The 15189-nt window shown below is 71.2% G+C and carries 12 protein-coding genes and 1 pseudogene; 7 read left to right on the plus strand and 6 right to left on the minus strand.

Annotated elements, in window-relative coordinates:
• Positions 1-40 precede the first annotated feature (40 nt).
• From sigM to HNR20_RS14240, 5 genes are all read left to right on the plus strand, one after another.
• Positions 41-757: an RNA polymerase sigma factor SigM gene (gene sigM, locus HNR20_RS14220; RefSeq protein WP_184188456.1), complete on the plus strand. Its 717-nt coding sequence runs from the start codon at positions 41-43 to the stop codon at positions 755-757.
• A complete protein-coding gene (locus HNR20_RS14225; protein ID WP_184180003.1) occupies positions 754-1773 on the plus strand; it encodes an RsmA family anti-sigma factor in 1020 nt (339 codons plus the stop codon). Before sigM ends, HNR20_RS14225 begins: the two co-directional genes overlap by 4 nt.
• 183 nt (positions 1774-1956) lie before the next feature.
• Positions 1957-2907, plus strand: a complete 951-nt coding sequence (gene trxB, locus HNR20_RS14230; RefSeq protein WP_110564830.1) for a thioredoxin-disulfide reductase — start codon at positions 1957-1959, stop codon at positions 2905-2907.
• A gap of 32 nt (positions 2908-2939) precedes the next feature.
• Entirely contained in the window at positions 2940-3263 is a 324-nt protein-coding gene (trxA, locus tag HNR20_RS14235) for a thioredoxin (RefSeq protein ID WP_184180006.1), read from the plus strand.
• A gap of 170 nt (positions 3264-3433) precedes the next feature.
• Positions 3434-4597: an N-acetylmuramoyl-L-alanine amidase gene (locus HNR20_RS14240; protein WP_184180008.1), complete on the plus strand. Its 1164-nt coding sequence runs from the start codon at positions 3434-3436 to the stop codon at positions 4595-4597.
• A gap of 19 nt (positions 4598-4616) precedes the next feature.
• Here HNR20_RS14240 and HNR20_RS14245 read toward each other — a convergent pair whose 3' ends face one another.
• The gene (locus HNR20_RS14245; protein WP_184180011.1) at positions 4617-5282 is read right to left on the minus strand and encodes a GNAT family N-acetyltransferase; all 666 of its coding nucleotides are present in this window, start codon (positions 5280-5282) and stop codon (positions 4617-4619) included.
• A gap of 294 nt (positions 5283-5576) precedes the next feature.
• On the opposite strand from HNR20_RS14245, the gene HNR20_RS14250 reads away from it, so the two are divergent.
• Positions 5577-6890 carry an aminotransferase-like domain-containing protein gene (locus HNR20_RS14250; protein ID WP_184180013.1) on the plus strand — a complete coding sequence of 438 codons (1314 nt, stop codon included), beginning with the start codon at positions 5577-5579 and terminating at the stop codon, positions 6888-6890.
• 7 nt (positions 6891-6897) lie between these two features.
• A complete protein-coding gene (locus HNR20_RS14255) occupies positions 6898-7902 on the plus strand; it encodes a D-alanine--D-alanine ligase family protein (RefSeq protein ID WP_184180016.1) in 1005 nt (334 codons plus the stop codon).
• A gap of 768 nt (positions 7903-8670) precedes the next feature.
• On the opposite strand, the pseudogene HNR20_RS32690 reads toward HNR20_RS14255, so the two are convergent.
• The 5 genes and pseudogenes from HNR20_RS32690 to HNR20_RS14285 form a co-directional block, all read right to left on the minus strand.
• Positions 8671-9262: pseudogene (locus HNR20_RS32690) on the minus strand (hypothetical protein); the annotation flags it as partial.
• Positions 9263-11106: 1844 nt separating this feature from the next.
• Positions 11107-12120 (minus strand): ParB/RepB/Spo0J family partition protein, encoded by a 1014-nt coding sequence (locus tag HNR20_RS14270; protein WP_184180019.1) that lies wholly within the window; start codon positions 12118-12120, stop codon positions 11107-11109.
• Positions 12121-12147: 27 nt separating this feature from the next.
• The gene (locus HNR20_RS14275) at positions 12148-13455 is read right to left on the minus strand and encodes a ParA family protein (protein WP_308425403.1); all 1308 of its coding nucleotides are present in this window, start codon (positions 13453-13455) and stop codon (positions 12148-12150) included.
• A gap of 254 nt (positions 13456-13709) precedes the next feature.
• Complete coding sequence (gene rsmG / locus HNR20_RS14280) at positions 13710-14564, minus strand: 16S rRNA (guanine(527)-N(7))-methyltransferase RsmG (RefSeq protein ID WP_184180023.1); 855 nt, start codon at positions 14562-14564, stop codon at positions 13710-13712.
• Between the two features lie 4 nt (positions 14565-14568).
• The gene (locus HNR20_RS14285) at positions 14569-15189 is read right to left on the minus strand and encodes a Jag family protein (protein ID WP_184180026.1); all 621 of its coding nucleotides are present in this window, start codon (positions 15187-15189) and stop codon (positions 14569-14571) included.

Consider the following 15189-nt stretch of genomic DNA (forward strand, 5'->3'; position numbering starts at 1 on the left):
CGGCATCTTCACCGTGGCACCGCATCCGCAGGGCGTGGTGATGGACGGGCACGCCGCCGCTTCGGATCTGGAGCTGCTGCGTGCCCACGTCGATGGCGACCAGCACGCTTTCGCCGAGCTGTTCCACCGGCACCGCGACCGGCTCTGGGCGGTCGCCCTGCGTACGCTCGGCGACCGTGAGGAGGCCGCCGACGCACTCCAGGACGCGTTGCTCTCCGCGCACCGGGCGGCCGGCCGGTTCCGAGGCGACTCGGCCGTCACCACCTGGCTGCACCGCATCGTGGTGAACGCCTGCCTGGACCGGATCCGTCGCCGGCAGGCACACCCGACCGTGCCGCTTCCGGACGGCAACCGGGCGGAGGCCGGCTCGGGCATCGGCGGTGTGGAGCCGACCGCACCCACGCAGGACCACGACACCGCGCTGGTGGTCCGCGAGGCGCTCGCCGCGCTGCCCCTTGAGCAACGCGCCGCCCTGGTGCTGGTGGACGTGCAGGGCTACCCGGTCGCCGAGGTCGCCCGGATCCTCGGCGTCGCCGAGGGGACGGTGAAGAGCCGGTGCGCCCGGGGGCGAGCCAAGCTCGCGGTGCTGCTCGGGCATCTTCGCCCTGCCGTCGCCACGACGCTCTCAGCCCGACCGGACCCGACCAGCCCGACCAGGGAGGTGCCGGACGTCACGCCAGGGAACCCCGGCCCGGCCGAGGGCGTCGGATCGGGGTCGGGCCGGTACCGGCGGGACGCCAACCAGGAGGACACGTGACGACCGAGGGGTTCCGGGAGGTCGACGACGACCTCCTCGCTGACTACCTCGGCGGGGCGTTGGACGGCACCCCGCAGCAGGAGGAGGTCGCCCAGCTGGTGTCCACGGACCCGGCCTGGGCCGAGGCGTACGCGCTGCTGGCTCCCGCGCTGACGGAGGTCCGTGCGGACCTGGCCCGCTGGGCCGAGCCGTCGCCCGAGATGCCGCAGGCAACCGCCGACCGACTCTTCGCCGCGCTGGCCGCCGCGGGACCGATCCCGAAAGACACCTCGACCGACGAGAACGCCACCGCCGCTCCTGAGGTCGACCCGCCTGGCAACGACGCCACGCCGCCGGTCGTGCCGGTGCAGGGCGGGGCTGGTCGCCGGCCAACCGTCTCCACGCCGGCCGGGTCGGGTCGCCGGGCGCCCACCGGACCGGGTCGTCGACGGCGCGGCTGGGCCCGCCGGGGCGCGCCGGTGGCCGCCGCGGCGATCGCCGTCGTCGCGGTCGCGCTGGGCCTCAACCAACTGTCGAGGAGCGCAACGGACACCGCCGGCAGCGCCCTGGACCGCCCGGCCAGCGCACCCGAGGGCGTCGCGGCGGCGGGGGCGGTCCGCACCACCGGGCCGGCACTGCACAGCGGTACGGACTACACCCCGCAGACCCTCGGCGACACGCAGGGCGCTGACGCGCAGAGCAGACCGGCCCCCAGCCGGGCCACCGGCAGCACGCTCGGCACCCAGCCGGAGGTGGGCGCCGAGGAGGATCGACGTGCTTCGCCCAACGGGCTGGAACAGATGGCCCGGCTTACCACGGAGGCCGCGCTGACCACCTGCCTGGCCGACGTGGCGGAGGAGCACGGATCCGCCCCGCTGGTGGTCGAGGTGATCGACTACGCGCGGTTCCGGGGCGAACAGGCGCTGGTCATCCGATTCACCGACGCGACCGGGGCCCGCTGGGCCTGGGTGAGCGGCCCGGAGTGCGGAGTGCCTGGGTCCGGCTCGGACAGCCGGTATTCAGCGCGGGTAGGGTGAATCCACGGTCAACGGCACGTAGACCGCCCACGTGACCTGACCCACCGGATGCCCGGCTCGGGAATCCCCGGTTCGTACGATGACGTTCTGGAAGTCAGCTGCCGGCCCCACCCAGGCGTCGGCAACTCGGATCAGCATCGGTGCTCGCGCCGACGCCGAACACACACAACTCGGGAGACGGCAGTGGACGAGGTCCGCAACCTGATCATCATCGGCTCCGGGCCGGCCGGCTACACAGCGGCGGTCTACGCCGCACGCGCCAACCTGAAGCCGCTGATCATTGAGGGCGTGCAGTCCGGTGGCGCGCTGATGACCACGACCGAGGTGGAAAACTTCCCCGGCTTCGCCGACGGCATCCTCGGCCCCGAGCTGATGGACAACATGCGCAAGCAGGCCGAGCGGTTCGGCGCCGAGTTCCTCACCGACGACGTGACCCGCGTCGAGCTGGTGGACACCGGCGACGCCGGCTCCGGTGCGGTGAGCACCGTCTGGGTTGGCGAGACCGCCTACCGCGCCCGATCCATCATCCTTTCCACCGGTTCGGCCTGGCGTCCGCTGGGCGTGCCTGGTGAGCAGGAGTTCCTCGGCCACGGCGTCTCGGCGTGCGCCACCTGTGACGGCTTCTTCTTCCGCAACCAGCAGATCGTGGTCGTCGGTGGCGGTGACTCGGCGATGGAGGAGGCCACCTTCCTCACCCGCTTCGCCGAATCGGTCACCATCATCCACCGGCGCGACTCGTTCCGGGCCAGCAAGATCATGGCCGACCGGGCGCTGAGCAACGAGAAGATCAAGGTCGAGTGGAACAGCACCGTCGAGGAGATCCTCGGCGACGACGGCAAGGTCACCGGCGTACGGGTCCGCAACGTGCACACCGGCGAGACCAAGGTGCTGGACGTCACCGGCGTCTTCGTGGCCATCGGTCACGACCCCCGCAGCGAACTCTTCCGTGACCAGGTCGAGCTGGACGACGAGGGCTACGTGAAGGTCCAGGCCCCCGGCACCCGCACCAGCGTGCCCGGCGTCTTCGCCGCCGGCGACGTGGTCGACCACACCTACCGTCAGGCGATCACCGCGGCCGGCACCGGTTGTGCCGCCGCGCTCGACGCCGAGCGGTTCATCGCGACGCTCAGCTGAAGCAACAGAACACATCCCGGAGGAGGGGCATAGTGGGAAAGACCAAGGCGGTCACCGACGCGAGTTTCATCGCCGACGTGCTGCAGGCCGACAAGCCGGTTCTGGTGGACTTCTGGGCCGAGTGGTGCGGGCCGTGCCGCAAGGTGTCGCCGCTGCTCGAGGAGATCGCCGGCGAGATGGGCGACCAGGTCACCATCGTCAAGCTCAACATCGACGAGAACCCCGAGACCGCCCGGGCCTACCGGGTGATGTCGGTGCCGACGCTCACCGTCTTCAAGAACGGCCAGCCGGTGCAGTCGATCGCCGGCGCCAAGCCGAAGGGTGAGCTGGTCCGACTCATCGAATCGGCCCTCTGACCAGCAGAAACATCCACCGAACCCCGTACCCGCTCGCCGGGTGCGGGGTTCGGTGTCTTCCCGGCCGCCCGGTCGACGTTTTTCTGGCCCGAGCCACCTCGCCGCCCTGGAACGCATAGCCTCAAGCCTGGGCCGCCCGGCCAGCCAGCGTCGTGCAGAGGGGGTCGTGCGTGCGTCCGATCCGACCCGGTGACCGGGGACCCGCGGTCACGGAGATCCGCAGCATCCTGACCGGCCTCGACCTGCTCACCGTCGCCGGTCCGCACACCGACGAGTTCGACCTCGACGCCGAGCGCGCGGTCCGCGCGTTCCAGCAGTCCCGGGGGCTCAGCGTGGACGGCCGGGTCGGGGCGGAAACCTGGCGCGCCTTGGACGCCGCCCGCTGGCGGCTCGGCGCCCGCACCCTCTACCACGCGGTTCCCGACCCGCTCAGCGGCGAGGACGTCCGGTCGCTGCAGGAGCGACTGCTGGAGATGGGGTACGACGTGGGCCGGGCGGACGCCATCTACGGCATCCGGACCTCCCGGGCCGTGGCCCAGTTCCAACGCGAGGTCGGCCTCACTCCCGACGGCTCCTGCGGCCCGCACACCATGAACGCGCTGCGCCGGATCGGCCGCAAGGTGGTCGGTGGCCGCCCGCAGTGGCTACGCGAATCTGACGCTATCCGCCAGTCCGGACCGGCTTTGGTCGGCAAGACGGTGGTCATCGACCCGGGGCACGGGGGCACCGACCCTGGCGTGGTGGTGCCCGACGGGTCGCTGCGCTGGACCGAGGCGGACCTGATGCATGACCTGGCCAGCCGGCTGGAGGGGCGCCTCGCCGCGACCGGGGTGCGGGTGCAGCTCACCCGGGGCCCATCGCCCGACAGATGCCTGCCGGACGCCGACCGGGCCCTGCTGGCCAATTCGCTGGGCGCCGACGTGTTCATCTCGTTGCACCTGGACGGCCACGCCAACCCGGCTGCGGAGGGCGTCGCGACCTACCACTACGGCACCGACAACGGGGTGACGTCCGCGACCGGTGAACGCCTGGCCGGGCTGGTGCAGCGGGAGATCGTCGCCCGGACCGGGCTGCGGGACTGCCGCACCCACGCCAAGACCTGGGACCTGCTGCGACTGACGCGGATGCCCGCCGTCCGGATCGAGGTCGGCTACCTCACCTCGCCCACGGACCGCGCCCAGCTGGTCGACCCCCGCTTCCGGGACCGGGCGGTGGAGGCGATCGTGGCCGCGGTGCAACGGATGTACTACCCGATCGAACGGGACGTTCCAACCGGCTCGCTGGACGTCAGCGAACTGCGCGCCGTCGTCACCGCCGGCACCGTGGTCGACTGATCCGCTGCGAGCTCAGTAGTCAGCCGTTGGTGGAGCGGGTAGCCGGGGTGGGACGGACCGGGCGGAGCAGGGTCTCCGGGCTCATCGAGCCGAGCAGCTTCTCCAGCGCGTACTCGACGTCGGACTTCCAGCTCAGCGCGGTACGCAGCTCAAGGCGCAGCCGGGGGAAACGCGGATGCGGACGTACCGTCTTGAACCCCACCGAGAGGAAGAAGTCGACAGGTGCCACACAGCCACCGGCGGGGTCGTCCGCATCGCCGAACTTGGCGTCGCCGAACGCCTCGATGGCCTTGATCCCCCGCTTGGTCAGGTCCCGGGCGACGCCCTGCACCAGCATCCGGCCCAGCCCGCCACCGGCGAACGCGGCGACCACGTTGGCGGTCATCAGCAGTGCGGCGTCAGCGGAGACCGGCGAGGTCGGGAACGCCATCGAGCGGGGCACGTAGGCCGGCGGGGCGTACATCACGAAGCCCGCCGGCATGCCGTCGACGTACGCGAGCTTGCCGCAGGAGCCCCACTCCAGCAACGTCTGGGAGACCCACGCCTCCTTCTCCAGACCCGGGTCGCCAGCGGCACAGGCCCGGTCCGCGGAGACCGGATCAAGCTCCCAGTAGACGCACTGCCGGCACGGGCGAGGGAGGTCTTCCAACGTATCGAGGGTCAGGCTGACCAGACGTCGCGACATATGGCGCATCCCCACAATAGGCTCGGTGGTAAGACCGGCATGGAACGACCGCGCCGCCTTCCTGCCCCCGACGAGCGATCGTACGCCGCCGATCGGTGATGCGGGAGGGGACGCGCAGATGGCCACCACACCGGGGGACGCCCAGGACGGTCCGCCATGTGGTCGATCCGTCTTGGCACGCCGTCAGCGTGGCTCTGGCGGACTAGGATCGACAATCGGTGTCCCGCCGCCATGGTCACCGGCGGATGGGGTACCCGGGGCGGGAGCCACCCGAGCAGCGATCGAGGTGAGGTCATGACCGGCACGACGCTCGACGACTACACCGACCGGTACGCCCGGCGGGTACGTGGCATGACCGCCTCCGAGATTCGAGCATTGTTCGCGGTGGCCAGTCGTCCGGAGGTCGTCTCGCTCGCTGGTGGCGCCCCGTACATCGCCGCGCTTCCGCTGGACGCGGTCGGTGAGATGCTCGGCCGACTCGGCTCCGAGCACGGCGTGACCACCCTGCAGTACGGCATCGGTCAGGGCACCCTCGAGCTGCGCGAGCGGATCTGCGAGGTGATGTCGCTTTCCGGGATCGACGCCGCGTGTGGCGCCTCCCCGGAGGACGTCGTGGTCACCGTCGGCGGGCAGCAGGCACTGGACCTGGTGGCCCGACTCTTCCTCGACCCGGGTGACGTGGTGCTCGCCGAGGGGCCGACGTACGTCGGTGCGCTTGGAGTGTTCCAGGCCGCCCAGGCGCAGGTCGTGCACGTCCCGATGGATGCGGACGGGCTGATCCCGGAGGCGCTGGAGTCGGCCATCGCCGACCTGGCCCGCGCGGGTCGACGGGTGAAGTTCCTCTACACGATCCCCACCTACCAGAACCCGACCGGCGTGACGCTCAGCGAGGAGCGCCGGGAACGGGTGCTCGACATCTGCGAACGCGCCGGCCTGCTCGTGGTCGAGGACGACCCGTACGGTCAGTTGGGTTTCGAGGGTGAGGCGCCGGCGCCGCTGCGGGCCCGGCGTCGGGACGGGGTCTTCTACCTCAGCACCTTCTCCAAGACCTTCGCGCCGGGGCTGCGGGTCGGCTGGATCCTGGCGCCGCACGCGGTGCGCGACAAGCTGGTCATCGCCAGCGAAGCGCAGATCCTCTGCCCCAGTGGTTACGCCCAGGCCGCGGTCGCCACCTACCTGAGCACGATGCCGTGGCGGCAGCAGCTCAAGGTCTACCGGGAGGTCTACCGGGAACGCCGGGACGCCCTGCTCGACGCGATGGCCGACCTGATGCCCGAAGGCACCAGCTGGACCACCCCGGCCGGCGGTCTCTTCGTGTGGGCCACCCTGCCCGACGGGCTCGACTCGAAGGCCATGATGCCGCGAGCGGTCGCCGCCCGGGTCGCCTACGTGCCCGGCACCGGCTTCTACGCCGACGGCACCGGCACCGGCGCCATGCGGTTGAATTTCAGCTTCCCACCCCCGGAGCGGATCCGTGAGGGCGTCCGCCGGCTCGCCGGTGTGATGGAGCAGGAGATCGCGATGCGCCGGGTCTTCGGTGCCGTGGGCGGTGCCACCGGCCGTCGCGGCCAGGCCGGCTCCGACGTGCCAGGGCCCGACTTGGCATGATGCCGGCATGGGTACGACCGCTGCCGAGCGCCTCCTCGTGACCGATTCCGCCGTCTCGGCCGACCTGCGTGTTGTGGTGCTCGCGGGTGGGCTCTCCTACGAACGGGACGTCTCACTGCGCTCCGGTCGCCGGGTGCTCGACGCGCTGCGCGCCGTCGGGGTGGAGGCCGAACTACGGGACGCCGACGTGGCCCTGCTGCCGGCGCTGGCCGCTGACCCACCGGATGCCGTGGTCATCGCGCTGCACGGCGCCACCGGCGAGGACGGCTCGCTGCGCGGTGTGCTGGACCTGTGCGACATCCCGTACGTCGGCTGCGACGCCAGGGCCTCCCGAGTCGCCTGGGACAAGCCGTCGGCCAAGGCGGTGCTCCGCGAGGCGGGCATCCCCACCCCGGACTGGGTGGCCCTCCCGCACGATCGCTTCTCCGAGCTCGGCGCGGTCGCCGTACTGGATCGGATCGTCGACCGACTGGGCCTGCCCCTGATGGTCAAGCCGGCACAGGGCGGGTCGGGGCTGGGTGGCGCGGTGGTCCGGGACGCCGCTGCGTTGCCCGCGGCAATGGTGGGTTGCTTCAGTTACGACTCCACGGCCCTGGTGGAGCGGTACGTGCCCGGCATGGACGTAGCGGTCTCCGTGGTCGACCTCGGCGACGGGCCACAGGCGCTGCCGCCGGTGGAGATCGTGCCGCGCAACGGCGTGTACGACTATGCCGCCCGCTACACGGCTGGACGGACCACCTGGCACGCTCCGGCCCGGCTGGCCCCCGAGGTGGCCGCCACTGTCGCTGACGTGGCCCTCGAGGCGCACACCGCGCTCGGTCTGCGCGATCTATCTCGCGTCGACGTGATCGTGGATGCCGCCGGGCAGCCGCACGTGCTGGAGGTCAACGTCTCGCCGGGCATGACGGAGACGTCGCTGCTGCCGCTCGCCGTGCAGGCGGCGGGGCTGGACTTTGGCCGACTCCTCGGCACCCTGGTCGCCCGAGCAGCGGCACGCCTCACCACTCCCTGACCTACTCGCCAACGCTTCGGCTGCGGCGCAGTGCTGCCCGTCGGCCGACCATGAGGGTCGCCACCTTCATGGTCGGCCCACTGTGTCAGCGGGTGGTGCGTGCGTCAGGGGTGTCCGGGCCGTTGGTGTGTGCGGTTGCCGCAGGTGCCGCACCCGGGTTGCGGCTGGCCGGGGTGCCGCTGTCCCGGGTGCCGCCGTTCGGGGCGGTTTGGTTGACGGCCTCATTGGCCGCGTCGGTGGCGGCCTCGTCATCGGTCTCGCCCGTCCGCTGACGAGGGACTGCGGGGCCGTCGAGGACTGCGGATCCTGCGGTGAACGACCCCAGCTTGCCGACGGGGCCGGAGGCTTGAGTGGCGGACACTGCCGTGCCGGAAGCTGGCGTGGTGGGCGCTGAGGTGGCGGGCGCGTCGCTCGCCACGTTCGTGGCAGAGGCCGACCGAGCGGGTTCACCCGGTGGATCGGTGACGGCGGCCGTGGAGTCGGCACCGGCGGCCGTGTCCGATCCGGTGTTCGTGTCGGTGTCGGTGTCGGTGTCGGTGTCGGTGTCGGTGTCGGTGCCGGTGCCGGTGTCGGTGTCGGTGCCGGTGCCGGTGTCCGGGGTAACGGGATTGGCAGAGGGCGCCGGGTCGCCGGCGGTCTGCTCGGCACCGGGAATCGGCTCGGGCGCTGGTTCCGGAATCTCCTCTGCCGCCTCGATGACCGAGACCGCCTCCAACGCGGCAGCCTCGGCTGCGGCAGCGGCATCCGCAGCGGCGGACTGGGCCAGCAGGCTGGACGGCGCCTGCCACTGGATGCGGGGTGGCTCGGCGAGCGGGCGGCCGCCAAATTCGGCGAGCCAGGCGGCGACGAGCGCCAGATTCTCCCGCCACTGCGCCTCGGAGATCGGCGGCAGGATCGAGTCCCACAGCGACAGGAAGGTGCCCCGCAGTTGGAGGCGGCCGTACGGCCTGGCGAGGAACCACATGTGCAGGTGGGCTGAGCCGTCGCCCCACCGGTTGACGTGCACCCGCGCCACACCGTCGAGAGACCGGATGGCTCGCTCCAGCCGTACGGTCATCACACCCAACTCGGCGGCGAGCAAGTTCGGCAGATCACCGAGATCGAGGTGCGTCCGCGATTCCAGGATGAGCACCATGGGCAGACCGGTGGGCCGGTCCATGGCGCGTACCCGCCACCGCTCACCCACCCAGATGTAGGCGTCGTCGGGTGCGTTGCAGGCGGTGCATTCCCGGAGACCCTCGCCCTTCCGAGGCGGTTCGACCGGGACCGGATCATCGAGTTGCTTCACGTGGAGGTCACCCTCGAAGGGGAACGACGGCCACTGGGTGAAGTCCGGAACTGAGGGAGGGGTGTCGTGCACGACGCTGACCCTAACCGAGTCTGGCACCGCTGTCCCTACCTGTTTGACCGGCCTGGACCGACCGGATCTATGCCCTTCGTCGACCAGGTACGCCGAGTCACCACTAGCACCATGAAGCGATATCCACAGGCTGCCGAGATCCTGAACACACGCCGTCATCCACAGGCTTGCACCCGCTCCCACGCGCTGTTTCACGTGAAACAGGGGGTACCTGTGGACAACGGGTGTGGATAACTTTTCGGCGCGACAGTCGTTGTCCGCGGACCCACAGCATCGCCCGGCGATGACCGCTCGGCGCCGCCACCGGAACGGCGCGATTCTGACCTTGCTCTCCCTCGCCGTGTGGCCCCTCCGGGTGGGAGGAGGCCACACCAGCCGGCCACCTACCGAGTCGCCGCCGGGACCATGTCCGCCCACGCCGGCGCGATTGCTGACAGGCCTGCCGGGAGCGTGATGTGCATGGGCTCAGAGACGTCGGCGCTACCTGGCTCACGCGATGGGGGTATGGCGGCCGGCCATGCGGTCAGCGAGTCCGCCGCCTCGGGGCCGGTCGGGAAAGCGCCGCCGGCGAGCGCGCACTAGGCACGTGATCGCAGCATGGCCGGCCGGCCTGGTACCTACCGTCGAACGTGAGGCGCGACCGGGAGAGGCGGTGGGCAACGTGGCGCGGCCAGCCCGAGGTGACAGGCGACGTCAGGCGCAGGCCTCCGTGAGGTGACAGGCGGCATGGACGACGTGCGGCCGCGAGCGACATCGGGGTGCCGGGATGACGCGCGGGTGAGGGACATCGGGCCACCGCCGAGGGCGTTGGGCGGAGGGCCCGGCGGGTCAGACGTGGGGCGCATTACACGTGTGGCCCACGCGGCACGGCGCATGACGCATGACGCATGACGCACGCGGCACGGCGCATCACGCACGCGGCACGGCGCACGGCGCACGGCGCACGATCCGGTCGGCCCAGTCCGCGCTCCGGGCGTCACGGGCTGTGCGCTTCGGGCTCCGAGCCCCGAGGTCGGGCGTCGCGGGCAGTGCGTCATCCGGTCCGGCGCATGATCGACTCCACATCCGCGACATTGCGGTATCCGAGCGGCCGGACACCGCAACATCGGCGATATGAAGTCGATCATTCCCCGTACCGGGCCGACCGGGCCGACCGGGCCGACCGGACCGACCGGGCCGACCGGACCGACCGGACCGACCGGACCGACCGGACCGACCGGACCGACCGGACCGACCGGACCGACCGGGCCGACCGGGCCGACCGGGCCGACCGGGCCGACCGGACCGACCGGGGAGCGGAACCCGGGGAGCGAAGCCCGGGGAGCGAAGCCCGGGGAGCGAAGCCCGGAGCGCGAAGCCCGTCGCGCGAAGCCCGTCGCGCGAAGCCCGGAACGCGGGGCGCGAGGCGCGGGGCGCGAGACCGAAGCGCGAGACCCGAGCGCGCTTCGCCGCCACACGAGCACTGAGATGACCGTGGACAGCTCCGGCCGACCAGAGCCACCCCCAGCGGCAAGCAACGCGGCAGCGGGCCGCTCAGCGGCCCGCAAGGGCACTCCATGGTCACCCCCGTGACCATGGAGACGCGCCGGCCGCCCGCAGCGGTTCTCCGTTTCACGTGAAACAAGGCCACGCGTACCCGTCGGCGCTTCGGCACCAGGGGTGTGATGGTCAGAGCGGCACAGTCGGCCCAAGCGAGCCGCAAGCCGGCGGCGCGCCGGGCTTGAGTCCCCACACCCGCCAGAGGCGCGGGGAAGCGGCGGCCTGTTTCACGTGAAACGCGGCGAGCCGGATGCAGAACGGCCGCGCACCCCTCCGGGTAGCGCGGCCGTAGGCGAGAGGGGGACTCAGTCCCCGCTCTCCTCCTGCTGCACTCCGATGATCCCGACGATCCGCTCAAGGTCGTCGACCGTCGCGAACTCGATCGTGATCTTGCCCTTGCTCCGGCCGATGTCCACCTTCACTCGGGTGTCGAACCGGTCGGACAGTCGATCGGCGAGATCGTTCAGGGCCGGGGCGTGCGCCTTCGGTCGCCGTTTCGCGGCTTGACCCTTCGCCGGCCCGTCGTTCAGCGCCAGGGCCACGATCTCCTCGGTTGCCCGAACCGACAGGCCCTCGGCCACGATCCGCAACGCCAACTGCTCCTGCGCCTCGGCCTCGTCGAGACTCAGCAGAGCGCGGGCGTGGCCCGCCGACAGGATCCCCGCAGCAACCCGGCGCTGCACCTGCGCTGGCAGGTTCAGGAGCCGGATGGTGTTGGAGATCTGCGGGCGACTCCGGCCGATCCGGCGGGCCAGCTCCTCGTGGGTGGCCCCGAACTCCTCCAGCAGTTGCTGGTAGGCAGCGGCCTCTTCCAGGGGGTTCAGGTTGGCCCGGTGGATGTTCTCCAACAGGGCGTCACGGAGCATGGCGTCATCACGGGTGTCCCGGATGATCGCGGGAATGCTCTCCCGCCCCACCGCCTGGGCGGCCCGCCAGCGCCGCTCACCCATCACCAGTTCGTACTTCTCGTCGTCGAGCTGACGCACCACGATGGGCTGGAGGAAGCCGACCTCCTGGATCGAGGTCTTGAGCTCCTCCAGCGCCTCCTCGTCGAAGACCTGGCGGGGCTGCTTCGGGTTGGGCAGGATCGCGTCGACCGAAATCTCGGCGAACCGAGCTCCGGGTACCGGGCTGAGCGTGGGTTCCGGCTCGTGGACCTGCGCCACGGCCGACACCGTGGGGACGACTACGGCGCCCGCGTCGTCCGCGGGCTCGTTCTCCGGCTCGGCCGTTGCGGTGCCGGCGGCAGCGGGTGCCGGCCCGGTCGGAATCAGCGCCCCCAGGCCCCTACCCAGACCGCCCCGAGGACGGTTCTTCATGCCACGCCTCCCAGCGACTCGTCCGCACTACGCATTCCGGCCCACCGGCTCCTTGACGCCCCGCTCGGCGATCTCCTGGGCGGCCTCGAAGTAACTCGTGGCCCCCCGCGATCCGGGATCGTAGGTCATCACCGACTGGCCGTAGCTGGGTGCCTCGGAGACCCGGACGTTGCGCGGGATGACCGCCTGGAGAACCTTGTCGCCGAAGTGGTTCCGGACGTCCTGCTCGACGGCGTCGGCCAACCGGGTACGCCGGTCATACATCGTCAGCAGGATGGTGGAGACGTCGAGCTTCGGGTTGAGGTGTTGGCGCACCAGGTTGATGTTGTTGATCAGCTGGTTGAGCCCTTCCAGGGCGTAGTACTCACACTGGATCGGGATCAACACCTCCTGCGCGGCAACCAGGGCGTTGACCGTGAGCAGACCGAGCGAGGGCGGGCAGTCGATGAAGACGTAGTCGAACTCGCCCGGGTAGGCGGCAATCGCCCGGTCCAGGCGCGACTCCCGCGCCACCACCGACACCAGCTCGATCTCCGCGCCGGCCAGGTCGATGGTCGCGGGTACGCACCAGAGGTTGGGGATGCCCTCGACCGCCTGCGCCACCTCGGCCAGCGGCACGCTGTTGATGAGGCAGTCGTAGACGTCGGGGATCCCGGTGTGGTGCGGGACGTTGAGCCCGGTCGAGGCATTGCCCTGTGGGTCGAGGTCGACCACAAGCACCCGGTTCCCGTGCAGGGCGAGCGCCACCGCAAGGTTGACGGTGGTCGTGGTCTTGCCCACGCCGCCCTTCTGGTTGGCGACGCACATGACCCGGGTCCGGTCCGGCCGAGGCATGGTCACCTCGCCACTGGGATTCAGGATCTGCACGGCGCGCATCGCCTCCATAGCCAACGGTGGGTCATCCTCTTCGCGCGTCGGGGTTTCACGTGAAACGTACGTGGGATCGGCCGTCACGGCAGCCAACGACTCAGTCGAGGCGACCGGGGCGTCGGCGATCACCGGCGCGGCGTCCCGAACAACCGCCGCGCTGGGTTGGTGCGGGACCGCCGGCTCGAAGCGAACCGCTGCTGCGGTGTTCCGCCGACCCAACGTCTGCCGCACCTCGGCGGCATTGGCCGGTCGGGTTGGCCCTTCCGGTGTCCGTCGAACAGGTGCCGGGCCCGCGATCTCTGGCCCGCTCGACTGGTCTGCCGGCCCTTCCCGCATCGGCGGCAGTTCGCTGTCCGTAGGTTGGGTCGCGCCGGGCGACCAGCTCGGGTAGTCGGTTTCACGTGAAACGGGATCGCTGGTTGACCCGGTCACGCGTGGATCGTCGTACCTGCCGTCGTCATGCACCTGTCATCCCTGCCCGCTTCGGATGGTCGGTCCGCGCCCCGGTCAACTTGGCCACACCCACGCTCGCATCCCGGAGCGTACGGCCCTCGGGAGCGGTCGGAGACCCGCGACGTCCGTCGCCCGCTCCACACTATCGACGCGCGGTCAGCCTACGGCGGACGGGCGCGGCCGGTCCACGTCGGGTTCTCATCCCCTCGTCCATCCGTACCGGTACAACGAGGCAACCCACCGGCCGGAAGCCCGATGGCGCGAAGTCAACGTCGGCGGGAACGTCCGCTCCGGGAGTGCTTGTTGGCCGCCACGCGCGGGGGGCCGATCATCCGCTCGCGCACGATCTCCACGACGGTCGTCGGCGGATCAATCACCCCGACGCCGCACAGGAGCACAGACGGCTCCCCGCCACCGAGTCGCGCGACCACCCCGGCGTGCTCCTCGATCTCCGCTGCGGCGGACGAGCCCTTGAGCGCCAGCAGACGGCCGCCACGGACTGCCAGAGGGAGACTCCAGCCCGCCAGGCGATCCAGCGGAGCGACCGCGCGGGCAGTCACCACGTCCCCGCTGATGGGTTCCCGACCGCTCGACCCGGTGGCCGCCTCGTCGGCCCGACCACGGAACACCCGCACCGACTTGGCCAGACCGAGTCGCTCGACGACCTCGATCAGGAACGACGTCCGTCGAGCGAGCGGCTCGATCAGGGTGACCGTGAGGTCGGGGCGCGCGATGGCCAGGACCAGACCCGGGAGACCGGCACCGGACCCAACGTCGAGCACCGTGGCGCCGGACGGGATCCGCTCGGCGACCGCCGCGCAGTTGAGCAGGTGCCGATCCCAGATGCGAGGTGCCTCTCGGGGGCCGATCAGACCGCGGACGACCCCGTCGGTGGCCAACAGCTCGGCGTACGCGGCGGCCAGGTCGAGCCGGTCGCCGAAGAGGGTCAGTGCGGCCGGCGCCAGCTCGGGCGGCAGTGCCGCGTCCTCCGGCGACGGGCCAGTGTCGCGCCCAGTCGAATCGACGTCGACGTCGGGAGTAGCGGGCCGGACAGCGGGAGGCCCGGGCGGCGTGCCGCCCGGGCCCGTCACGGCGTCACCCGTGATGTCGTCGTGGGTCACCCGGTCAGTCCGCCGGCCGTACGACGATGCGCCGGTTCGGCTCGACACCCTCGGACTCACTCGCCACGCCGGACATGGCGTTGACCACGTCGTGCACGCACTTGCGCTCGAAGGCGGACATCGCATCGAGTCGCACCGGCTCGCCGTACTCCTTGACCTTCTCGACAGCGTTCTTGGCGACCGCGGCGAGTTCCTTGCGGCGGTTCGCCCGGTAGCCACCGACGTCGAGCAGCAGGCGGCTCGGAGTCCCGGTCTGCCGGAAGACGGCGAGACGGGTCAGCTCCTGGAGCGCCTCCAGGGTGGCGCCACGCTGACCGACCAGATTCTGCAGCCGCTCGCCGACCACCTCGACCATCGGACGGCCGGCGGAAACCAGCTCGTCGATGTCGCCGTCGTAGTCGAGGATGTCGAGCAGCCCTTCGACGTAGTCGGCCGCGATCTCGCTCTGCCGGAACAGGTCGCCCTCGCTCACGGCCTTCTTCACCCGGCCGCCAGCGGCGGTCTCGGTGTCGTCGTCGGCCTCGGCGTCAACGTCGGCCTCGGTGTCGTCGCCGTCCACCGCGAGCGCCGCGGTCTCCTCCTCGTCCAGGGACTGCTCGGCGCGGGGGATGCTGGTCTCGGTCAC

It is taken from the genome of Micromonospora parathelypteridis (genome assembly GCF_014201145.1).
GTDB classification, from domain to species: domain Bacteria; phylum Actinomycetota; class Actinomycetes; order Mycobacteriales; family Micromonosporaceae; genus Micromonospora; species Micromonospora parathelypteridis.

Coding starts and splice junctions, on each gene's coding strand:
- HNR20_RS14250 (WP_184180013.1), top strand. CDS start 5,577: ATGACCGGCACGACGCTCGACGACTACACCGACCGGTACGCCCGGCGG.
- HNR20_RS14245 (WP_184180011.1), bottom strand. CDS start 5,282: ATGTCGCGACGTCTGGTCAGCCTGACCCTCGATACGTTGGAAGACCTC.
- HNR20_RS14255 (WP_184180016.1), top strand. CDS start 6,898: ATGGGTACGACCGCTGCCGAGCGCCTCCTCGTGACCGATTCCGCCGTC.
- sigM (WP_184188456.1), top strand. CDS start 41: ATGGACGGGCACGCCGCCGCTTCGGATCTGGAGCTGCTGCGTGCCCAC.
- HNR20_RS14270 (WP_184180019.1), bottom strand. CDS start 12,120: ATGAAGAACCGTCCTCGGGGCGGTCTGGGTAGGGGCCTGGGGGCGCTG.